Source organism: uncultured Candidatus Pelagibacter sp. (assembly GCF_943788075.1).
Classification (GTDB): Bacteria; Pseudomonadota; Alphaproteobacteria; order Pelagibacterales; family Pelagibacteraceae; genus Pelagibacter.
In genome coordinates this window covers 136,936-156,838 of record NZ_CALSOW010000001.1, presented here as the reverse complement: position 1 = coordinate 156,838, position 19,903 = coordinate 136,936, and the positions used below count along the sequence as shown (strand labels likewise).

The 19,903-nt window shown below is 32.2% G+C and carries 16 protein-coding genes; all 16 read left to right on the top strand.

Features of this window, described 5'->3' with window-relative positions:
* The first annotated feature begins 7 nt into the window (after positions 1 to 7).
* The 16 genes from Q0X98_RS00905 to lpdA are packed head-to-tail and all read left to right on the top strand — an operon-like array spanning position 8 to position 19,778.
* The gene (locus tag Q0X98_RS00905) at positions 8 to 1,771 is read left to right on the top strand and encodes an acyl-CoA dehydrogenase family protein (protein ID WP_297680544.1); all 1,764 of its coding nucleotides are present in this window, start codon (positions 8 to 10) and stop codon (positions 1,769 to 1,771) included.
* A gap of 2 nt (positions 1,772 to 1,773) precedes the next feature.
* Positions 1,774 to 3,390 carry a long-chain-fatty-acid--CoA ligase gene (locus tag Q0X98_RS00900; protein WP_297680542.1) on the top strand — a complete coding sequence of 539 codons (1,617 nt, stop codon included), beginning with the start codon at positions 1,774 to 1,776 and terminating at the stop codon, positions 3,388 to 3,390.
* An 8-nt stretch (positions 3,391 to 3,398) separates the two neighbouring features.
* The gene (locus Q0X98_RS00895; RefSeq protein WP_297680540.1) at positions 3,399 to 4,175 is read left to right on the top strand and encodes an alpha/beta hydrolase; all 777 of its coding nucleotides are present in this window, start codon (positions 3,399 to 3,401) and stop codon (positions 4,173 to 4,175) included.
* Positions 4,172 to 5,281: a dimethylsulfoniopropionate demethylase gene (locus Q0X98_RS00890; protein WP_297680538.1), complete on the top strand. Its 1,110-nt coding sequence runs from the start codon at positions 4,172 to 4,174 to the stop codon at positions 5,279 to 5,281. The genes Q0X98_RS00895 and Q0X98_RS00890 overlap by 4 nt, the downstream gene beginning before the upstream one ends.
* 19 nt (positions 5,282 to 5,300) lie before the next feature.
* Positions 5,301 to 6,308 (top strand): aspartate-semialdehyde dehydrogenase, encoded by a 1,008-nt coding sequence (locus Q0X98_RS00885; RefSeq protein WP_297680536.1) that lies wholly within the window; start codon positions 5,301 to 5,303, stop codon positions 6,306 to 6,308.
* Positions 6,298 to 6,681 (top strand): succinate dehydrogenase, cytochrome b556 subunit, encoded by a 384-nt coding sequence (gene sdhC / locus Q0X98_RS00880; RefSeq protein WP_297680535.1) that lies wholly within the window; start codon positions 6,298 to 6,300, stop codon positions 6,679 to 6,681. Before Q0X98_RS00885 ends, sdhC begins: the two co-directional genes overlap by 11 nt.
* 1 nt (position 6,682) lies before the next feature.
* A complete protein-coding gene (gene sdhD / locus Q0X98_RS00875) occupies positions 6,683 to 7,009 on the top strand; it encodes a succinate dehydrogenase, hydrophobic membrane anchor protein (RefSeq protein WP_297680533.1) in 327 nt (108 codons plus the stop codon).
* Positions 7,009 to 8,784 (top strand): succinate dehydrogenase flavoprotein subunit, encoded by a 1,776-nt coding sequence (gene sdhA / locus Q0X98_RS00870; protein WP_297680531.1) that lies wholly within the window; start codon positions 7,009 to 7,011, stop codon positions 8,782 to 8,784. The genes sdhD and sdhA overlap by 1 nt, the downstream gene beginning before the upstream one ends.
* A complete protein-coding gene (locus Q0X98_RS00865; RefSeq protein WP_297680529.1) occupies positions 8,784 to 9,563 on the top strand; it encodes a succinate dehydrogenase iron-sulfur subunit in 780 nt (259 codons plus the stop codon). Before sdhA ends, Q0X98_RS00865 begins: the two co-directional genes overlap by 1 nt.
* A gap of 39 nt (positions 9,564 to 9,602) precedes the next feature.
* Positions 9,603 to 11,096 (top strand): CoA-acylating methylmalonate-semialdehyde dehydrogenase, encoded by a 1,494-nt coding sequence (locus tag Q0X98_RS00860; RefSeq protein ID WP_297680527.1) that lies wholly within the window; start codon positions 9,603 to 9,605, stop codon positions 11,094 to 11,096.
* Between the two features lie 8 nt (positions 11,097 to 11,104).
* Positions 11,105 to 12,067, top strand: coding sequence for a malate dehydrogenase (gene mdh / locus Q0X98_RS00855; protein ID WP_297680525.1), 963 nt, complete (start codon positions 11,105 to 11,107; stop codon positions 12,065 to 12,067).
* A 2-nt stretch (positions 12,068 to 12,069) separates the two neighbouring features.
* Positions 12,070 to 13,230 (top strand): ADP-forming succinate--CoA ligase subunit beta, encoded by a 1,161-nt coding sequence (gene sucC, locus Q0X98_RS00850; protein WP_297680523.1) that lies wholly within the window; start codon positions 12,070 to 12,072, stop codon positions 13,228 to 13,230.
* 1 nt (position 13,231) lies between these two features.
* Positions 13,232 to 14,107, top strand: coding sequence for a succinate--CoA ligase subunit alpha (gene sucD / locus Q0X98_RS00845; RefSeq protein WP_297680521.1), 876 nt, complete (start codon positions 13,232 to 13,234; stop codon positions 14,105 to 14,107).
* Between the two features lie 34 nt (positions 14,108 to 14,141).
* The gene (locus tag Q0X98_RS00840; RefSeq protein WP_297680520.1) at positions 14,142 to 17,051 is read left to right on the top strand and encodes a 2-oxoglutarate dehydrogenase E1 component; all 2,910 of its coding nucleotides are present in this window, start codon (positions 14,142 to 14,144) and stop codon (positions 17,049 to 17,051) included.
* 6 nt (positions 17,052 to 17,057) lie between these two features.
* Positions 17,058 to 18,377 (top strand): 2-oxoglutarate dehydrogenase complex dihydrolipoyllysine-residue succinyltransferase, encoded by a 1,320-nt coding sequence (gene odhB, locus Q0X98_RS00835; RefSeq protein ID WP_297680518.1) that lies wholly within the window; start codon positions 17,058 to 17,060, stop codon positions 18,375 to 18,377.
* Positions 18,378 to 19,778: a dihydrolipoyl dehydrogenase gene (gene lpdA / locus Q0X98_RS00830; RefSeq protein WP_297680516.1), complete on the top strand. Its 1,401-nt coding sequence runs from the start codon at positions 18,378 to 18,380 to the stop codon at positions 19,776 to 19,778.
* Positions 19,779 to 19,903 lie beyond the last annotated feature (125 nt).

The window sequence follows — 19,903 nt, the reverse complement described above, 5'->3', positions numbered from 1 at the left end:
TTCCCGAATGCCAAATTATACAGCACCTGTTGATGACATGTTATTTCTCTTTGAAAAATTAAGAGATAACAAAAATTATAATGAACTTGAAAAATATAACGAAGTCAGTTCAGATCTAGTTAAAGATATTTTAGAAGAAGCAGCAAAAATTAACCAAAATTTAATTTTACCTCTTGCAAAAATAGGAGATGAAAATCCTGCTATTTTAGAAAATGGAGTAGTTAGAACCCCTCCAGGATATAAAGAGGCTTACCAAAAATACATAGAAGATGGGTGGACCTCATTATCATGTGATCCAAAATATGGTGGGCAGGGCATGCCAAAAACAGTTAGTGCATTCTTTGATGAAATGCTTTCGTCAGCAAGTTTATCTTTTAAATTATATAGTGAACTAAGCATTGGAGCTTACAACTGTATTAATCATCATGCGCCTAAAGAAATTAAAGACAAATATTTGCCAAAAATAGTTGAGGGCAAATGGAGTGGTACGATGTGTTTAACGGAACCAGTTTGTGGAACAGATTTGGGATTATTAAAAACAAAAGCCACCCAACAATCTGACGGCACTTACAAAATTAGTGGTCAAAAAATATTTATTACATCAGGTGACCATGATTTAACTGAAAATATAATTCATTTAGTTTTAGCAAGATCAACAGACTCTCCAGCCGGAACGAAAGGTATAAGTTTATTTTTAGTTCCAAAATTTGTTGTAAATGAAGATGGAGCCATAGGTCAAAGAAACGGAATATCGACAGGATCTATTGAAAGTAAAATGGGTATCAAAGGATCAGCCACATGTGTTTTAAATTTTGATGAGGCAACAGGTTACATGATTGGTTCAAAAGACAAGGGTCTTAATGCTATGTTTACAATGATGAATTTAGAGAGAATTGTTGTTGGCATTCAAGGCTTAGGTATTTCAGAGATAGCATACCAAAATTCTTTGGCTTACGCTAAAGAGAGAAAACAAGGAAAAACTAATAATACAAAATCTACAAATGGAGCAGATTTTATAATTGAACATGCGGATATAAGAAAATCATTATTAAATATGAAATCTATAATTGAGGGAGAAAGAGCTCTTTGTTTTTGGCTCTCACAACAAACAGAGGTTAGTCTTTATCATCCAGATGATAAAATTAAACAAGAGGCTTCTGATTATGTTTCCCTAATGACCCCCGTTGTAAAATCATTATTTACTGATTTAGCAATGGAAATAACTAATGATGCTATGCAAATTCATGGAGGGTATGGATACACAAAAGATCAAGGAATTGAACAATTATATAGAGATAATAGAATTACTCCAATCTATGAAGGAACAAATTCGGTTCAAGCAGCTGATTTAGTTTTTAGAAAACTTTCAAATAAAAATGGAAATATTGTTCAAAAATTTTTAGATATGGTTAAAAGTGAATGTGATAGCAAAAATGAGAAAGTGAAATCATATACTAAAGAGTTAAATTATTACTTAGATATTTTGCATAAATTTACAGGTTGGATTGAAGATAAAATTAAAATTGAAAAAGACGATGTTAGCGCAGCTGCAAATGATTATTTAAAAACGCTTGGCTATGTATCAATAGCATATTCGTGGATTAAGGTACTCGAAGTAAGTTTTACTGATTATGAAACTAACAAAGAGTTTTATGAGGATAAAATAAACACAGCGAAATTTTATTTTGATAAAGTTTTACCAAGAGCTGAATTTCATTACAAATCTGCAATATCTGGAAGTGCAAATATAATGAATTTTAAATTTAATTAATCATGAGTAGTTACGATACAAATTTAGACAAAAATAAAGCCAATCATATTCCTCTTACTCCATTAACATTTTTAGAAAGAGCTAAAGATGTTTACCCTAATTATGAGGCAATAGTTTATGAAGATAGAAAATATACATGGATTGAAGTTTATCAAAGAGCTGTAAAATTTGCGAGTGCATTGTCAAAAATTGGAATTAGTAAAGGGGACACTGTCTCATTTTTAGCATTTAATACTCCTGAAATTTTTGAGGCACATTATTCAGTTCCAATGACAGGTGGGGTTCTAAACACTATCAATGTCAGATTAGACGCAAACACTATAGCTTATATTTTAGATCATAGTGAAGCCAAAGTATTAGTTGTAGATAGACAGCTTCATGTAGAAGTAAAAAAAGCTTTAAAAAAAATTAATAAAAAAATTATTGTCATAGACATAAATGATAAACATGCAGATCAGTCGAAGTTAGAAAAAATTGGTGATCTGGAATATGAGGATTTTTTAAATACAGGTGATGAAAATTATGATTGGAAAATGCCAGAAGATGAATGGCAAGCTATATCTTTAAGCTATACTTCAGGAACAACAGGAAATCCCAAGGGAGTTGTTTATCATCATAGAGGTGCATACTTGATGTCTACTGGAAGTTCGGTTGCTTGGAATATGCCAAATAGGCTTAATTTCCTTACAATTGTCCCTATGTTTCATTGCAATGGCTGGTGTTATCCTTGGACTATCCCAATGTTGAATGGAAGAACTGTTTGTCTTAGGAACATAGATGTTAAAAAAATCTTTGAACTAATAGATAAGTATAACGTAACTCATTTTGGTGGTGCGCCAATTATATTAAACATGATTACAGGAGCCCCAGAAGCTGATCGAAAAAAACTTAAAAACAAGGTTTATGTATTAACAGCAGGAGCTCCTCCACCAAGTATAATTTTTAAAAAAATGAAAGATCTTGGTTTTGAGGTAATGCATGTTTATGGCTTAACAGAAACTTATGGTCACGTCACACAGTGTTCTTGGAATGATGAGTGGAATAGTTTTGATGAAGATAAACAGAACGAAATTAAAGCAAGACAAGGTGTCAGATATCCAAATACTGAAGGAGTAACAGTAATGGATCCTGAAACAATGAAAGAAGTTCCACAAGATGGAAAAACCATTGGTGAAATCATGATTAGAGGAAATATTGTAATGAAAGGCTACTTCAAGGATAAAGCCGCAACCGACAAAGCAATGGCTGGTGGCTGGTTCCATACAGGTGATTTAGCAGTAATGCACCCAGATGGATATATTAAGATTCAGGATAGATCTAAAGATATTATTATTTCTGGAGGTGAAAATATTTCATCTATTGAAATTGAAAATACACTTGCAAAACATCCATCAGTATCCATTGCTGCGGTAGTTGCAAAACCTGATGAAAAATGGGGAGAAGTTCCTTGTGCATTTATAGAAATGATTCAAGATAAACCGACTACAGAAAAAGAATTAATAGACTTTTGCAAAGAAACCTTAGCAGGGTTTAAAGTACCTAAACAAGTTATTTTTTGTGAATTGCCAAAAACATCAACAGGAAAAATTCAGAAATTTGAATTAAGAAAACAGTTTTAGGAATTTATTTGATATTCGAACTAGAAAATAAAAGTGTTCATGCATCAAATGCTGGACGAGAATTAGATCATAAAAAAGAAACTATTATTTTTCTTCATGGTAGTGGTCTTTCACATATCGTTTGGTCTTTAGTTGAGCAATTTTTTTCTAACAAAAACTTTAATGTATTATCAATTGATTTGCCTGGACATGGTAATTCAGAGGGTCCTTGTCTTCACACAATTGAAGAGATTGCTGACTGGTTAGAAAAAGTATTTGTGAAATTAAAATTAGAGAAAGTTATTTTGATTGGTCACTCCCAAGGATGTTTGGAGATGCTTGAATACTCAAATAAATATAGAAGTAGATTAAAAAAATTAGTCTTTATAGGGGGATCTTATAAAATGCCTGTAAATAGAGACTTAATAGACTTAGCATTAAATGGGGATACAGATGCTGTTAAACTAATGATGAAGTGGTGTTACGAAGGTTCAAAAAAATTTATAGGTGGAAATCCTATTAAAAGAATAATCCAATCTCCAAAAGATATTAGTGAAATTTTGGGGGTAGATCTTGTTGCTTGTAACAATTATATGAATGGGTCAAATGCCGTCAAAACAATTGATTGTGCTACAATGTTTGTCTTTGGTGCATTAGACAAAATGGTTAACATTGAGATTGGAAAAAAATTCGCAAATATGGTTGATAATTCAACTACTCATGTAGTTAATGGATGTGGTCATATGATAATGATTGAAAAAGCTTTTGAAATACGAGAAAAGGTTTTGGAATTTTTACAAAAATGAAAAATTATTCAATAGCAAAATCTAGAAGACTTAGAAGTACTCCCTATACTTCCAGAATAGAAAAACAGGGCGTAACCGCTTACACAGTCTATAATCATATGTTGTTACCTGCTGCATTTGGATCTATTGCAGACTCTTATGAGCACTTAAAAAAAGATGTTCAAGTTTGGGATGTTGCAGCTGAACGACAAGTTGAAATTCAAGGAAAAGATTCTGCAAAACTTGTTCAGTTGATGACTTGTAGAGATTTGTCAAAATCGAAAATTGGAAGATGTTATTATTGTCCAATTATTGATGGGTTAGGAAATTTAGTGAACGATCCAGTAGTTTTAAAATTAGCAGAAGATAAATGGTGGATATCGATTGCTGACTCAGATGTAATTTTTTTTGCAAAAGGTTTGGCATCTGGGTATAAATTTGATGTTAAAATTATTGAACCAGTTGTTGATATTATTGCTGTTCAAGGCCCTAAATCTTTTGACTTGATGGAGAAAGTGTTTGGAAAAATAATAAAAGAACTAAAATTTTTTGGTTTTAGCTTTTTCGAGTTTGAAGGAGTACAGCATTTAATTGCTAGATCAGGATGGTCAAAACAAGGGGGATATGAAGTATATGTTCAAGATACTAAATCAGGACAGAAATTGTACGACCACCTATTTGAGGCAGGAAAAGAATTCAATGTTAAACCAGGTTGCCCAAATTTAATTGAAAGAATTGAAAGTGGACTGCTTTCGTATGGGAATGATTTTGATAATAACGATAACCCCCTAGAATGTGGATTTGATCAATATGTTTCATTAGATAGTGAGATCAATTTTTTAGGAAAGGAAGAATTAAAAAGAGTTAAATTAGATGGGATTAAAAAAAAACTTATGGGTATTAAGTTTGATGCTAAAGAAATTAATCTGTCAGGATCATTAGATCTTAAAGATGAAGATGGTAATATTATCGGAGAATTGAGGTCAGCGTGTTATTCTCCTCATTTTGGAAAAGTTATAGGAATAGCCATGATGAAAAAGTCTTATTGGGAAGTATCTCAAAGCGTTAAAGCTGAGATAAACGGTAATATTTGTAACGGAAACGTTTGCGATTTACCTTTCATTTAGTATAAACTTCAACAAAATCATGAATATAGCGATCGTTGGAGCCACTGGTAATGTTGGCAGAAAAATATTGGAAGTTCTGGAAAAGAAAGAACTTGCTATAGATAATTTATATTTATTAGCATCATCTAGAAGTGCTGGATCTAAAATTAGTTTTAATGGAAACGAGCATGAAGTAATCGATTTAGAAACTTTTGATTTTTCAAAAGTAAAAATTACCTTTTTTGCAGCTGGAGGAAAAATTTCAGAAAATTTCGCTGAAATTGCAGCTAAGCATTCTTTGGTAATTGATAATTCAAGTTTTTACAGAATGGACCCGAATGTTCCATTAATAGTGCCTCAGGTAAATTCAGATCATTTAAACGATATAAAGAAAAATATTATTGCAAATCCAAACTGCTCAACTGCACAACTCGTTATAGCACTAAAACCTTTGCATGATTTATTTAAAATTAAAAGAATAGTTGTTTCAACATATCAATCTGTTTCAGGGGGAGGTAAAGCTCCAATGGATGAATTGATAGAACAAACAAAACAAGTTTTACAGAACACTAAAGTTGAATCTAAAAATTTTACAAAACAAATTGCTTTTAATGCTATTCCTCACATAGATGTATTTGCAGATGATGGCTATACAAAAGAAGAGCTTAAAATGACAAATGAAACAAAAAAGATTTTAGATAACGATATAGATCTAACTGCTACTTGTGTAAGATTGCCTGTATTAGTCTCTCACTCAGAGGCGGTTAATATAGAATTTGAAAAATCTTTTACATTAGAAAAAGTTAGAGAAGCTTTAGATAATTTTGAAGGTTGTAAAGTAGTTGATGAGAGAGCTGATGGAGGTTATTCAACGCCTTTAGAGGCTGAGGGAAAAGATGAAACATTTATTTCAAGAATAAGAGAAGATAAAACTGTGACTAATGGTTTAAATATGTGGATTGTATCAGATAATCTTTTAAGAGGCGCAGCCCTAAATGCTGTAGAGATTGCAGAAACATTAATTAAAAATAATTTTTATGGAAAATAAAAATCCATTATCTCCACACATACAGATTTATAGGTGGCACATCTCATCTCTAGTATCTATTTCACATCGAATAACAGGAATTATTAATATCGTTGCGATAACACTAATTTGTATTTGGGTTTCTTTATTAACTTTAGGAGATGCAAACTACAATTTTATAAATCAATTTCTAAATTCTATTTTTGGTAAATTTATTGTTCTGGGATTAGTTTGGTCTTTTAGTTTTCAAATGTTAAGTGAGGTCAGACATTTAATAATGGATATGGGTTATGGTTTTGAATTACAAACAACTCGTATATCAGGTCTGATGGTTATTTTTGGATCATTTCTATTAACTATTTTGATTTATTTAATGGGTAAAAATTTTATTTAATATGAATTTAGCAACAAAAAAATGGGTTTTCCTTAAGATATCATCTGTAATTTTATTACCTTTAATGTTTTGGTTTATTATTAATTTTGTAAATGTTTATGACAATGACTATTTAGAGGTCGTAAAATTTTTTACTACCCCAGCCTCTAAGTTTTTATTTAGCTTGTTTATTATTTTTGCTTATTTTTTTTCTTCATTAACTATAAGTGAGGTTTTTGAAGACTATATAGCTGATGATAAAATCAAATATGTCGCAAACAGACTATTATTTATTTCTGCTATAATCATTCCAATATTAACAATTATTTTTTTATTTAATCTTAACTAATGAGTTCTTACAAAATTATTGATCATGAATATGATGTTGTTGTTCTTGGAGCAGGTGGATCTGGTTTAAGAGCTGCTGTAGGTTTAAGTGAGGCTGGATTAAAAACAGCATGTATTTCAAAAGTTTTTCCAACAAGAAGTCACACTTCTGCTGCTCAAGGTGGTATTTCAGCTGCTTTAGGAAATATGGGCGAAGATGATTGGAGATGGCACATGTATGACACTGTTAAGGGTGCTGATTGGTTAGGTGATCAAGATAGTATTGAGTACTTATGCAAAGAAGCTCCAAAAGCAGTAATAGAGTTAGAAAAATATGGTGTTCCATTTAGTAGAACTGAAGAAGGTAAAATTTATCAGAGACCTTTTGGTGGAATGACAAAAAATTATGGTAATGGCATAGTTCAAAGAACTTGTGCAGCAGCGGATAGAACAGGTCATGCAATATTACATACTCTCTATGGACAAGCCTTAAAACATAACACTGAATTTTTTATAGAATATTTTGCTTTAGATTTGTTGATGAAAGATGGAGAGTGCAAAGGATTAATAGCATGGAATCTAAACGATGGAACAATTCATAGATTTAGAGCACATACAGTAATTGTTGCAACAGGGGGTTATGGAAAAGTTTACTATTCAGCAACATCAGCACACACATGTACGGGTGATGGAAATGCAATGGTGTTAAGAGCTGGCCTACCTCTGCAAGATATGGAATTTGTACAATTTCATCCAACAGGAATATATGGTCATGGTACTTTAATAACAGAAGGAGCTAGAGGTGAAGGGGGTTACCTTACAAATTCAAAAGGGGAGAGATTTATGGAAAGATATGCTCCTAACGCAAAAGATTTAGCATCAAGAGACGTAGTAAGTAGATCAATGTCTATTGAAATTAACGAAGGAAGAGGAGTTGGAAAAGACCAAGATCATGTTCATTTAAATCTAAGCCATTTAGATAAAGAAATTATTGAAAGCAGATTGCCAGGAATTACTGATGCTGCAAGATTATTTGCAAATGTTGATGTTACTAAAGAACCAATTCCAGTTGTACCTACTGTTCACTATAATATGGGAGGCATTCCAACAAATTATAAAGGAGAAGTTCTAACAGTGAATGGTTCTGAAAAAACTGTTCCTGGATTAATGGCAATTGGAGAGGCAGCATGTGTCTCTGTTCATGGAGCTAATAGATTAGGTTCTAATTCTCTTATTGACCTAGTAGTGTTTGGTAGAGCTGCAGCAAAAAGAGCTGCTGAATTAGTTAAGCCAGGAACACCCCATGAAGAAATTGGTGAGTCTGAAACTCAAAAATGTTTGGATAGATTTGATAAACTTAGAAATGCAAAAGGTGATAACAGTACAGCAGATCTTAGACTTGCTATGCAAAAAACTATGCAAGCTAAATGTGCAGTTTTTAGAACTGAAAAAAATCTTAAAGAAGGAGTTGATGAAATCAGAAAAACTTATGATGGAATGGACTCTATTTCAGTCAAAGATAGATCTTTAGTATTTAACACTGACCTAGTAGAAACTTTAGAATTCGATAATCTTATAAGACAAGCTATAACCACAGTAGATTCTGCATACCATAGAAAAGAAAGTAGAGGGGCTCATGCGAGAGACGATTATCCAAAAAGAGACGATGAAAAATTTATGCAACACACATTAGCTTGGTGTGATGGCAAAAATACAAAAATAAGTTATAGAGAAGTTCACAAATCTACTTTAACTAATGAAGTACAATACTTTCCTCCACAAGAAAGAGTGTATTAATGGTTCAAATAAATTTACCTAAAAATTCTGAAGTCACTAAAGGTAAATATTATCAAGATAAAACTGGTTCAAAAAATTTAAGAAAAGTTAATGTTTATAGATGGGATCCATCTACAGAGGAAAACCCAAGATTAGATTCCTATGAGGTAGATATGGATAATTGTCCTTCAAAAGTTTTGGACATTCTTAATAAGATAAAAAATGAAATTGACCCAACATTAGCTTACAGAAGATCATGTGCACATGGAGTTTGCGGATCTTGCGCTATGAACATGGGAGGTAAAAATGGTCTTGCATGCACTACACCTCATGCAGAAATCGATGGTGATATAGATATTTATCCTTTACCGCACTTAAAAGTTAAAAGAGATTTAATCGGTGATCTTGATGGACTTTACAAACAATATCAATCAATTGAGCCTTGGTTAAAAAATAATTCAACTAAAGAAAAGACTGAAATAGTACAATCAAAAGAAGAAAGATCTAAACTTGATGGTGCCTATGAGTGTATTATGTGTGCGTGCTGTTCAACATCTTGCCCGAGCTATTGGTGGAATGGAGATAAATATCTAGGTCCTGCAGTTCTTCTTCAGGCTTATAGATGGATCATAGATAGTAGAGATGAAGAAAGAGAAGAAAGATTAAAAAAAGTTGCAGATGAATTAAAACTTTATAGATGTCACACTATTCTAAATTGTACAAATGCTTGTCCAAAAGGCTTGAATCCAGCAAAAGCAATTGCTGAATTAAAAAAAATGATTGCTACAGCTAATGTTTAAATAGACTAACAAGCTTTTTTGATTTAAAAGACCGTATTCATGAAATTAATAGAGCACTTTGTTGGGGGAAAAATTATCCCTGGTTCATCTGATAAAAAGGGTAAAGTCTATAATCCAGCAACTGGAGAGCAAGAGTCCGAAGTAAGACTTGCTTCAAAATCTGACTTGGATAAAGCTGTTGAAGTTGCAAAAAAAGCTTTTGAAACTTGGTCATTAAAACCTCCTCTTCAAAGAGCTAGAGTAATGTTTAAATTTAAAGAATTAATAGAAAAAAATTCTGATGAACTTACAAAATTAATAGTTTCCGAACATGGTAAAGTTTATGATGATGCACAAGGCTCATTAACTAGAGGGTTAGAAGTTGTTGAATTTGCATGTGGAATTCCTCATTTATTAAAAGGTGAATTTTCAGAAAATGTTGGAACTAATGTTGATAGCTGGTCAATGAGACAGCCATTAGGAGTAGTTGCAGGTATTACACCTTTTAATTTTCCAGCAATGGTTCCAATGTGGATGTTTCCAATAGCTATAGCGTGTGGAAATACATTTATACTTAAGCCATCCGAAAAAGATCCTTCATGTGCAATTAAATTAGCACAACTACTTACAGAAGCAGGACTTCCAGATGGAGTATTTAACGTTATTAATGGAGATAAAGAGTCGGTTGATGCAATACTAGAAAACAAAGATGTAAAAGCGGTAAGTTTTGTAGGATCAACTCCTATTGCTAAATATATTTATGAAAACTCAGCTAAAAATGAAAAAAGAGTTCAAGCATTAGGCGGAGCTAAAAACCATTTAGTAGTTATGCCTGACTGTGATTTAGATGGAGCTGTAAATGGATTAATGGGTGCAGCGTATGGTTCTGCTGGTGAAAGATGTATGGCTCAATCTGTTGCAGTAGCTGTAGGAGATATAGGTGACGAATTAGTCTCAAGATTATCAAAAAAAGCTGAAGCTTTAAAAGTTGGTCCGGGCATGGATAAAACATCTGAAATGGGACCTTTAGTTACTAAAGAGCATTTAGAAAAAGTTAAAAGCTATGTAGACCTTGGTGTTGAAGAAGGAGCAAAACTGGTTGTAGATGGTAGAAACTTAAAACTTCAAGGTTATGAAAATGGTTTTTATATTGGTGGCTGTTTGTTTGATCATGTTTCAAAAGATATGAGAGTTTATAAAGAGGAAATATTTGGCCCAGTGCTTTCAGTTGTTAGAGTAAAAACTTTTGAAGATGCAGCTAAATTAATTAATGATCACGAGTATGGTAACGGAGTCAGTATCTATACTAGAGATGGAGATGCAGGTAGAACTTTTGCAAGTAAAATTCAAGTCGGCATGGTTGGTATTAATGTTCCAATTCCGGTTCCAATGGCATTTCATAGTTTTGGAGGATGGAAAAGATCTTTATTTGGAGATAGTGCGATGCATGGCATGGAAGGAATAAAATTTTATACAAAATTAAAAACAGTAACATCAAGATGGCCATCAGGTATTCGTTCAAATGCGGAATTTGTAATGCCAACAATGAAATAAGGAAAAAAATGAGTAAAATATCTTTAATTGGTGCGGGTCAAATAGGCGGAACGTTAGCACATTTAATTGGAACAAAAGAGTTAGTAGATGAAGTAGTTTTGTTTGATGTCGCTAGCGGAATAGCAAAAGGAAAAGCGCTTGATATAGCCCAATCTTCATCAGTAGATGGTTTTAATGTAAAATTTTCAGGTACAGATGACTATAAAGATATTAAAGACTCAGATGTAATTATTATTACTGCTGGAGTACCAAGAAAGCCAGGTATGAGCAGAGATGATTTGTTAGGGATTAATTTAAAAATTATTAAACAAGTAGCTGAAGGAATTAAGCAAAATGCTCCTAACGCTTTTGTTATATGTATTACTAATCCTTTGGATGTCATGGTTATGGCATTTCAAAAATTTTCTGGTTTACAGGCTAACAAGGTTGTTGGGATGGCTGGAATTTTAGATAGTTCAAGATTTAAATTATTTTTATCTTTAGAATTAAATGTTCCAGTAAAAGAAATAGATGCAATGGTAATGGGTGGACATGGAGATACTATGGTGCCAATGCCTAGATTTACAAAAGTTTCAGGAAAACCTTTACTTGATTTGGTAAAAGAGGGAAAAATTTCTCAAGAAAGATTAGAGGAAATAAATCAAAGAACTAGAGATGGTGGAGCTGAGATAGTTAAATATCTTGAAAAAGGATCTGCATTTTATGCTCCTGCAGCATCAGGAGTTCAGATGGCAGAGGCATATTTAAAAGATGAAAAAAAATTACTACCATGCGCAATTCAATTAAATGGAGAGTATGGTGTGAACAATGTTTATGCGGGCGTACCAGTTATTATCGGAAATGATGGGGTGGAAAAAATTGAGCAAATTGATTTAGATGATAAAGAAAAAAAAGAATTTATGCATTCTATTGATGCAGTTAAAGCTCTTTGGGAAGCAGCATCTAAAATAGATCCTGATCTTTCTAAGTAATAATGAACATTCACGAACATCAAGCAAAACAAATTTTAAAGAAATATGGTGCGACTGTTCCAGAAGGTGTATTCGCACTTTCAGTTGATGAATTAGTAGAAAAAGCAAAATCATTAAATACAAAAAAATATGTTTTAAAAGCCCAAATCCATGCCGGTGGTAGAGGTAAAGCAGGAGGTGTAAAAATTTTAGACACTATTGAAGAATTAAGTGAAGCAGCAAAAGAACTAATGGGAAAAATTTTGGTAACTCACCAAACAGGTCCTGAGGGAAGAGAAGTTAAAAGATTATATGTAGAAGAGTCTTCAAATATAGATAAAGAATTTTATTTATCTTGTTTAGTTGATAGAGCTAGTTCAAAAATAGCTTTTATATCTAGTGATCAAGGTGGAATGGATATTGAGGAAGTAGCAAGCAATACTCCTGAAAAAATTATAACAACTAAAGTTGATATAAATAATGAAATCTCAGATAAAGATTGTGAGGAGATAGTTAAGATCTTCAGCTTAAGTAACAGTTCAAAAATACAAGCAATTTCACTAATAAAATCAATTTATCAAATGTTTATAAACACAGATGCAAATATGGTTGAAATTAATCCACTAATTTTAACTAAAGAAGAAAAAATAATCTGTTTGGATGCTAAAGTAAATTTCGACTCTAATGCTTTATTTAGACATCCAGAAATTATTGAACTAAGAGATTTAAATGAAGAAGATCCAACAGAGATAGAAGCAAGTAAACATGATCTAGCTTACATTAAGTTAGATGGAAGTATTGGCTGTATGGTTAATGGAGCAGGATTAGCTATGGCAACTATGGATATAATTAAATTATATGGAAAAGAGCCAGCTAACTTTTTAGATGTAGGTGGTGGAGCCTCAAAAGAAAAAGTTTCTGCTGCTCTAAAAATAATTCTGTCAGATAAAAATGTTAAAGGAATTTTAGTAAATATTTTTGGTGGAATAATGAGATGTGATGTTCTTGCTCAAGGAGTTGTTGATGCAGCAAAAGAAATAAACATTAATGTTCCACTAGTTGTTAGGCTTGCAGGAACAAATTTTAAAGAGGGAAAAAAGATATTAGATAATTCAGGATTAAAATTAATATCAGCTGAAAATTTAGATGATGCAGCAAAAAAAATTGTTGAGGCAATAAAATAACATGTCTGTTTTAGTAAATAAAAAAACAAAAGTAATTTGCCAAGGTTTCACGGGTGCTCATGGCACTTTTCATTCTGAACAAGCAATAAAATATGGAACTAATTTAGTTGGTGGAGTAACTCCTAAAAAAGGTGGACAAAAACATTTAGATCGACCTGTTTTTAATAGTGTTGTTGAAGCAAAAAATAGCGTAGGTGCAGATGCAACAATGATTTATGTACCTGCTAAATTTGCTGCTGCAGCTATAATTGAAGCAATTGATGCATCAGTGGAATTAATTGTTTGCATTACTGAAGGCATCCCAGTTCAAGATATGCTTAAAGTAAGACAAAAATTAAATGGATCAAAGAGCAGATTGATTGGACCAAATTGTCCAGGAATAATCACACCGGATGAATGCAAAATTGGAATCATGCCAGGAAATATTCATAAAAGAGGATCAGTTGGAATCGTATCAAGATCTGGAACACTTACTTACGAGGCAGTTGCACAAACAACTGAAAATGGTTTAGGTCAATCAACTTGTATTGGTATTGGAGGTGATCCAATTAATGGAACAAATTTTGTTGATTGTTTAGATTTGTTTTTGAATGACGAAGAAACAGAGTCTATCTTAATGATAGGAGAAATTGGGGGTACAGCAGAGGAAGAAGCTGCAGAATTTGTTAAAAATCACAAAATCAAAAAACCTATTGTTGGTTTTATTGCAGGAATTACGGCCCCTCCAGGACGGAGAATGGGTCATGCAGGAGCTATTATTTCAGGAGGAAAAGGTGGTGCTGAAGATAAGATTGAGAAAATGGAAGAATCTGGGATTACTGTCGCTAAATCGCCATCAATAATTGGAAAAACTTTATTTAATAAATTGTCAAATTGAAAAATAATATTAGAGGATTATATTAAGTAAATAGATGTCATCATCAAAAAATCTTGAATACGAAAAAACTTCATTTTTAAACAAATCTAATAGTGCATTTATTGAACGAATGTACCTTAAATTTGTTAATAAAGATGCAGATTTACCAGATAGTTGGAAAGACTATTTTGAAGGAATTGGAGAAGAATTAAATATTATTGCAAAAGAAATTAATGGCCCTTCTTGGGGGCCTAAAAAAAATACAATAGATATTGATGAACTTCAAAAAAAAATTGATCAAGAAGATCATAATTTCAATGGCAACGTTTCTGAGAATGGTAGTGTAAATTTAAATTCATCTGGATCAAACGAAGACTCGATAAAAGCTGTCTCAATGATTAGGTCATATAGACAACGAGGACATCTTATTGCTAAACTTGACCCACTTGAATTGATTCAATCAGATTATTTAGACGAGCTTCATCCAGAGTCTTTTGGTTTTAAAAAAAATGATTATCAAAAAAATATTTATCTTGGTGGAGTAATCAACAAACAGAATTCAAATATTAAAGATATATTAAGTTTTTTAAAAAAAACTTATTGTGGACCAGTTGGTTATGAATATATGCATATATCAAATCCTACTGAGAGAAAATGGTTTAGAGATAGAATTGAAAAATCAGAAGATAATTTAAATTTTACTAAAAATGGTAAAGAAGCAATTTTAAACAAATTAATTCAAGCTGAAGGTTTTGAAAAATTTCTTCATACAAAATATGTTGGGACTAAAAGGTTTGGATTAGATGGAGGTGAAAGCTTAATACCTGCTTTAGAACAGATTATTAAGATTAGTGGTCAGTCACAAGTAAAAGAAGTTAAGATTGGTATGTCACATAGAGGGAGACTAAATGTTTTAGCCAACGTATTACAAAAGTCATATAAAAGAATATTTAATGAGTTTGCTGGAGAATTTGCAACTTCATCAGATGAGGGTGCAGGAGATGTAAAATATCATTTAGGTGCTTCATCTAATAGAGAGTTTGACGGAAATTCAGTTCATGTGAGTTTAACTGATAATCCATCACATTTAGAGGCTGTTAATCCAGTTGTGCTTGGGCAAACTAGAGCAAAACAATATTTTCACAAAGATAAACAAAGAAACAAAGTAATACCAATTTTAATTCATGGTGACGCAGCATTTGCTGGCCAAGGTGTTGTAGCTGAATGTTTTGCAATGTCCGGATTACCTGGTCACAATACTGGTGGTACAATTCATATAATAGTTAATAATCAGATAGGATTTACTACTAGCCCAAGATTTGCGAGATCTTCACCATATCCTTCTGACATAGCAAAAATGGTCGATGCTCCAATAATTCATGCTAATGGAGACGATCCAGAAGCAGTTGTTTATGCAGCTAGAATAGCAACCGAGTTTAGATTAAAGTTTAATAGAGATGTAGTTGTAGATCTGATTTGTTATAGAAGGTTTGGTCATAACGAAGGAGACGAACCAGCATTTACCCAACCTCTAATGTATGAAAAAATTAGATCTCATCCCTCTACAATAAAAGTTTATGGAAAAAAACTAGTAGATGAAAATATTATATCAAGTGAAAGTTTAGACAATTCGATCAAAACTTTTAAAAATTTGCTTGACGATCAATTTAAAAATGCAAAAGATTATAAACCAAAAATTGCTTGGTTTGAAGGTACGTGGTCAGCTTATAAGCCTGAAAAAGGAAAAGATAAAAGAGGGGTAACAGGTGCAGATACCAAAAAGCTATTAGAAATTTCAGAAAAAATAAATTCATCTTCTGATGAATTAAATTTACATAAAACAATAGTCAAAATATTAAATATTAGAAAGGAGTCCGTTAAAAAAGGGCAAAATATTGATTGGTCTACTGCTGAAGCTTTAGCATTTGGATCTTTATTAGAAGAAGGATATCCAGTAAGATTAGTTGGTCAAGATTCTGGGAGAGGAACTTTTAGTCAGAGACATTCAGTTTTAAGAAATCAAAAAAATAATAGTCGATACGTTCCTTTGAATAATATTTCAAACACCCAAAAACAATTTGAAGTTGTTGATAGTTTTTTATCAGAATTGGCAGTTTTAGGATTTGAGTATGGTTATAGTTTGGTTGAACCTAATACTCTTACCTTATGGGAGGCACAGTTTGGTGATTTTGCAAATGGTGCACAGGTTGTAATTGATCAATTTATTGCATCAGGAGAGAGAAAATGGAGAAGAGCCTCTGGATTGGTAATGCTATTGCCTCATGGTTATGAAGGTCAAGGTCCAGAACATTCATCTGCTAGATTAGAGCGATTCTTACAGTTGTGTTCTAATGATAATATGCAAGTTATGAATTGCACAACACCTGCAAATTATTTTCATGCCCTCAGAAGACAAATGCATAGAGATTTTAGAAAGCCCTTAATCATGATGACACCAAAATCTCTACTTAGAAATAAATATTGTGTTTCAAATCTTGAAGATTTTAGTAAGTTGAATTCTTTTCATAGGATACTTTGGGATCATGCAATAGATCCACAAACCAAAGGTTTTATAAAATTAAAAGAAAGTTCCAAAATTAAAAAAGTAATTATGTGTTCAGGAAAAGTTTATTTTGATTTATTAGAAGCTAGAGAAAAATTAAAAAAAGACGATGTAATTTTATTTAGAATAGAACAACTTTATCCATTTCCAGCAAAAACTCTTGTGAAAGAGCTTAAACCATATGCTGAAAAAGCTAAGTTTTTTTGGTGCCAGGAAGAGCCTAAAAATATGGGCGCTTGGTTTTCGGTCAGAGATTATATCCAATGGACATTAGATACTATTAAGGCTAATAATAACGAAATTTCTTATATAGGAAGAAGCCCTGATGCATCTCCAGCAACCGGATATGCGAAGAGGCACATTTCTCAACAACAAGAAATAATTAATAAGGTTTTTGAATAATTAGAAATGAGTGAAAAAATTGTAGTTCCTGTTCTTGGTGAGAGTATTACTGAAGCAACAGTAGCAAAATGGTTAAAAAACAGTGGTGACGCAGTTGAAGCAGATGAGCCAATTGTAGAGCTTGAAACAGATAAAGTTAATCTTGAAGTACCATCGCCAGTAAAAGGTATTTTAACTGAAATAAATTCAAAAGATGGCTCAGTGGTAGAAGTAGGAGCATTGCTTGGTTCAGTATCAGAAATTGGATCAACGGGAACAGTTAAAAAAGAGGAGGCTAAAAAAGAAAAACCTATTCAAAAAGAAGACAACGTAATTAAATTAGACCCACTTAAAAAAGAACCAAAAATTTTTGAGGAAGAAATTAAAAAAAATGATCAAGACGAACCATTAGTTTTAACTGATGAGGTTATAGAAGAAGAAACTCCAAAAGCTAAAAAAGAAAAATCTGAACCTAAATCTAACGTAGAAAGTCAAACACTTTCACCAGCTGTTAGAAAAATTGTTGTAGAAAACAAAATAGATATTAATTCAGTTCAAGGTTCAGGAAAAGATGGAAGAGTTCTAAAAGGTGATCTAATAAGTTTAATGGGAGTCAATCCACAGCCTTCGGAAAGAAAAGCAAAGTATGGTCAAGAAGAAAGAATTAAAATGACCAGACTAAGACAAACGATAGCTAAGAGATTAAAACAAGCCCAAGAAAACGCAGCTTTGTTAACTACTTTTAATGAAGTTGATATGACGAATATTATGGAAATGAGAAAAGAAAATCAGCAAGATTTTCAAAGTCGATATGGAATAAAATTAGGTTTTATGTCTTTTTTTGTTAAAGCATGTGTTGTAGCATTAAAAAATTTCCCAGCTGTAAATGCTGAAATAGATGGTGAAGAAATAATTTATAAAAATTATTATAATTTAAGTTTTGCTGTAGGAACTGAAAAAGGTTTAGTTGTTCCTGTATTAAGAGATGCTGATGAATTATCATTTGCTGAAATTGAAAAAAATATTAAAGAAATTTCAGAAAAAGCAAGAGATGGAAAATTAACTATTGAAGATCTTCAAGGAGGAACATTTACAATTAGTAATGGTGGTGTTTATGGATCAATGTTATCAACGCCAATTCTTAATCTTCCTCAATCTGGTGTTCTTGGAATGCATAATATTGTTGAAAGACCTGTTGTTGTTGATGGAGAAATAAAGGTTAGACCTATAATGTATTTAGCTTTGTCATATGATCATAGAATAATTGATGGCAAAGAGTCAGTTTCATTTTTAAAAATGGTTAAAGAAAATTTAGAAGACCCTAGAAGGTTGTTCTTGGATATTTAAATGTCAGAAAAATTTCAAGCAGTAGTAATCGGAGGAGGTCCTGGTGGATATGTTTGTGCTATTAGGCTTGCTCAGCTTGGATTAAAAACAGCTTGTATTGAGTCGAGAGGATCTCTTGGAGGAACATGTTTAAATGTTGGATGTATACCTTCAAAAAGCTTGTTAAATCTATCTGAGGAGTTTCATAAAGTTCAAAATTTATCCAGTAAAGGGATTGAAGTTGGTGAAGTTAAGCTGAATCTTGAAAAAATGATGAAAAGTAAAGATAAAGCCGTCACAATCCTTACTAAAGGCGTCGAGTTTTTATTGAAAAAAAATAAAGTAGCTTATTATAAAGGAACTGGAAGCTTTAAGACTAAAAATGAAATCTTAATTAAAGACGATCAAAATAAAGAAACTATCATTGAAGCTGAAAAAATAGTGATAGCAACTGGTTCTGTGCCAGTATCTTTACCCGGAATAGAAATTGATGAGAAAGTAATTGTATCTTCAACAGGTGCCTTAAAACTTGATAAGGTTCCAAAAAAAATGGTTGTTGTGGGTGGTGGTTATATTGGACTAGAAATGGGTTCAGTATGGTCAAGGTTAGGGGCAGAAGTAGAAGTAGTAGAATTTTTAGATCACATTACCCCTGGCATGGATAAAGAAATTTCATCAGAATTTATGAAGATTTTAAAAAAACAAGGCATCAAATTCAACATGCAAAATAAAGTTGAAGCTATCCAATATAATAAAATAGGAGCAGTTGTTTCAACAGTTGATAAAGAGGGTAATAAAAATAATTTTGATTGTGATGTTGTGCTTATTTCAGTTGGAAGAAAAGCGAATACCAATGGTTTAAACCTAGAAGCTGTTGGAGTTGAATTAGATGAAAGAAAAAGAGTTAAAACAGACAATACATTTGAAACTAATATTAATAATATTTATGCAATAGGTGATGTTATAAGTGGACCTATGCTTGCTCATAAAGCAGAAGATGAAGGAATTGCAGTAGCAGAAAATATTGCAGGTCAATCAGGTCATGTCAATTATGATACAATTCCTGGTGTTGTTTATACAACACCAGAAGTAGCATCAATTGGTAAGACAGAAGAACAATTAAAAGAATTAAACACGAAATATAAAATTGGTAAATTTTCATTCATGGCAAACTCTAGAGCAAAAGCCATAGATGACGCAGAAGGGTTTGTTAAAATTTTAGCAGACGAAACTACAGATAAAGTTTTGGGTGCACATATTATTGGACCTCATGCAGGAGAGCTTATTGCAGAAATAGGTGTTGCAATGGAATTTGGTGCAAGTTCTGAGGATATTGCAAGAACTTGTCACGCTCATCCCACATTTTCAGAAGCTGTTAAAGAAGCAGCATTATCAGTAGATAAAAGAGCAATACACTCTTAAAATCCTATATTATCCTATAAGATTTTTAAATTATCTTTTAGTACCAATGAGAATAATCAATTATTAAAAAAATTCTTAAATTTATAGTAAACGCCGAAAGGATAATATTTGACCCATTTTAGCTA

Bases quoted from the DNA above. Each gene is read 5' to 3' on its own strand.
- Q0X98_RS00905 (WP_297680544.1), top strand. From the start codon at position 8: ATGCCAAATTATACAGCACCTGTTGATGACATGTTATTTCTCTTTGAA.
- Q0X98_RS00900 (WP_297680542.1), top strand. From the start codon at position 1,774: ATGAGTAGTTACGATACAAATTTAGACAAAAATAAAGCCAATCATATT.
- Q0X98_RS00890 (WP_297680538.1), top strand. From the start codon at position 4,172: ATGAAAAATTATTCAATAGCAAAATCTAGAAGACTTAGAAGTACTCCC.
- Q0X98_RS00885 (WP_297680536.1), top strand. From the start codon at position 5,301: ATGAATATAGCGATCGTTGGAGCCACTGGTAATGTTGGCAGAAAAATA.
- sdhC (WP_297680535.1), top strand. From the start codon at position 6,298: ATGGAAAATAAAAATCCATTATCTCCACACATACAGATTTATAGGTGG.
- sdhD (WP_297680533.1), top strand. From the start codon at position 6,683: ATGAATTTAGCAACAAAAAAATGGGTTTTCCTTAAGATATCATCTGTA.
- sdhA (WP_297680531.1), top strand. From the start codon at position 7,009: ATGAGTTCTTACAAAATTATTGATCATGAATATGATGTTGTTGTTCTT.
- Q0X98_RS00865 (WP_297680529.1), top strand. From the start codon at position 8,784: ATGGTTCAAATAAATTTACCTAAAAATTCTGAAGTCACTAAAGGTAAA.
- Q0X98_RS00860 (WP_297680527.1), top strand. From the start codon at position 9,603: ATGAAATTAATAGAGCACTTTGTTGGGGGAAAAATTATCCCTGGTTCA.
- mdh (WP_297680525.1), top strand. From the start codon at position 11,105: ATGAGTAAAATATCTTTAATTGGTGCGGGTCAAATAGGCGGAACGTTA.
- sucC (WP_297680523.1), top strand. From the start codon at position 12,070: ATGAACATTCACGAACATCAAGCAAAACAAATTTTAAAGAAATATGGT.
- sucD (WP_297680521.1), top strand. From the start codon at position 13,232: ATGTCTGTTTTAGTAAATAAAAAAACAAAAGTAATTTGCCAAGGTTTC.
- Q0X98_RS00840 (WP_297680520.1), top strand. From the start codon at position 14,142: ATGTCATCATCAAAAAATCTTGAATACGAAAAAACTTCATTTTTAAAC.
- odhB (WP_297680518.1), top strand. From the start codon at position 17,058: ATGAGTGAAAAAATTGTAGTTCCTGTTCTTGGTGAGAGTATTACTGAA.
- lpdA (WP_297680516.1), top strand. From the start codon at position 18,378: ATGTCAGAAAAATTTCAAGCAGTAGTAATCGGAGGAGGTCCTGGTGGA.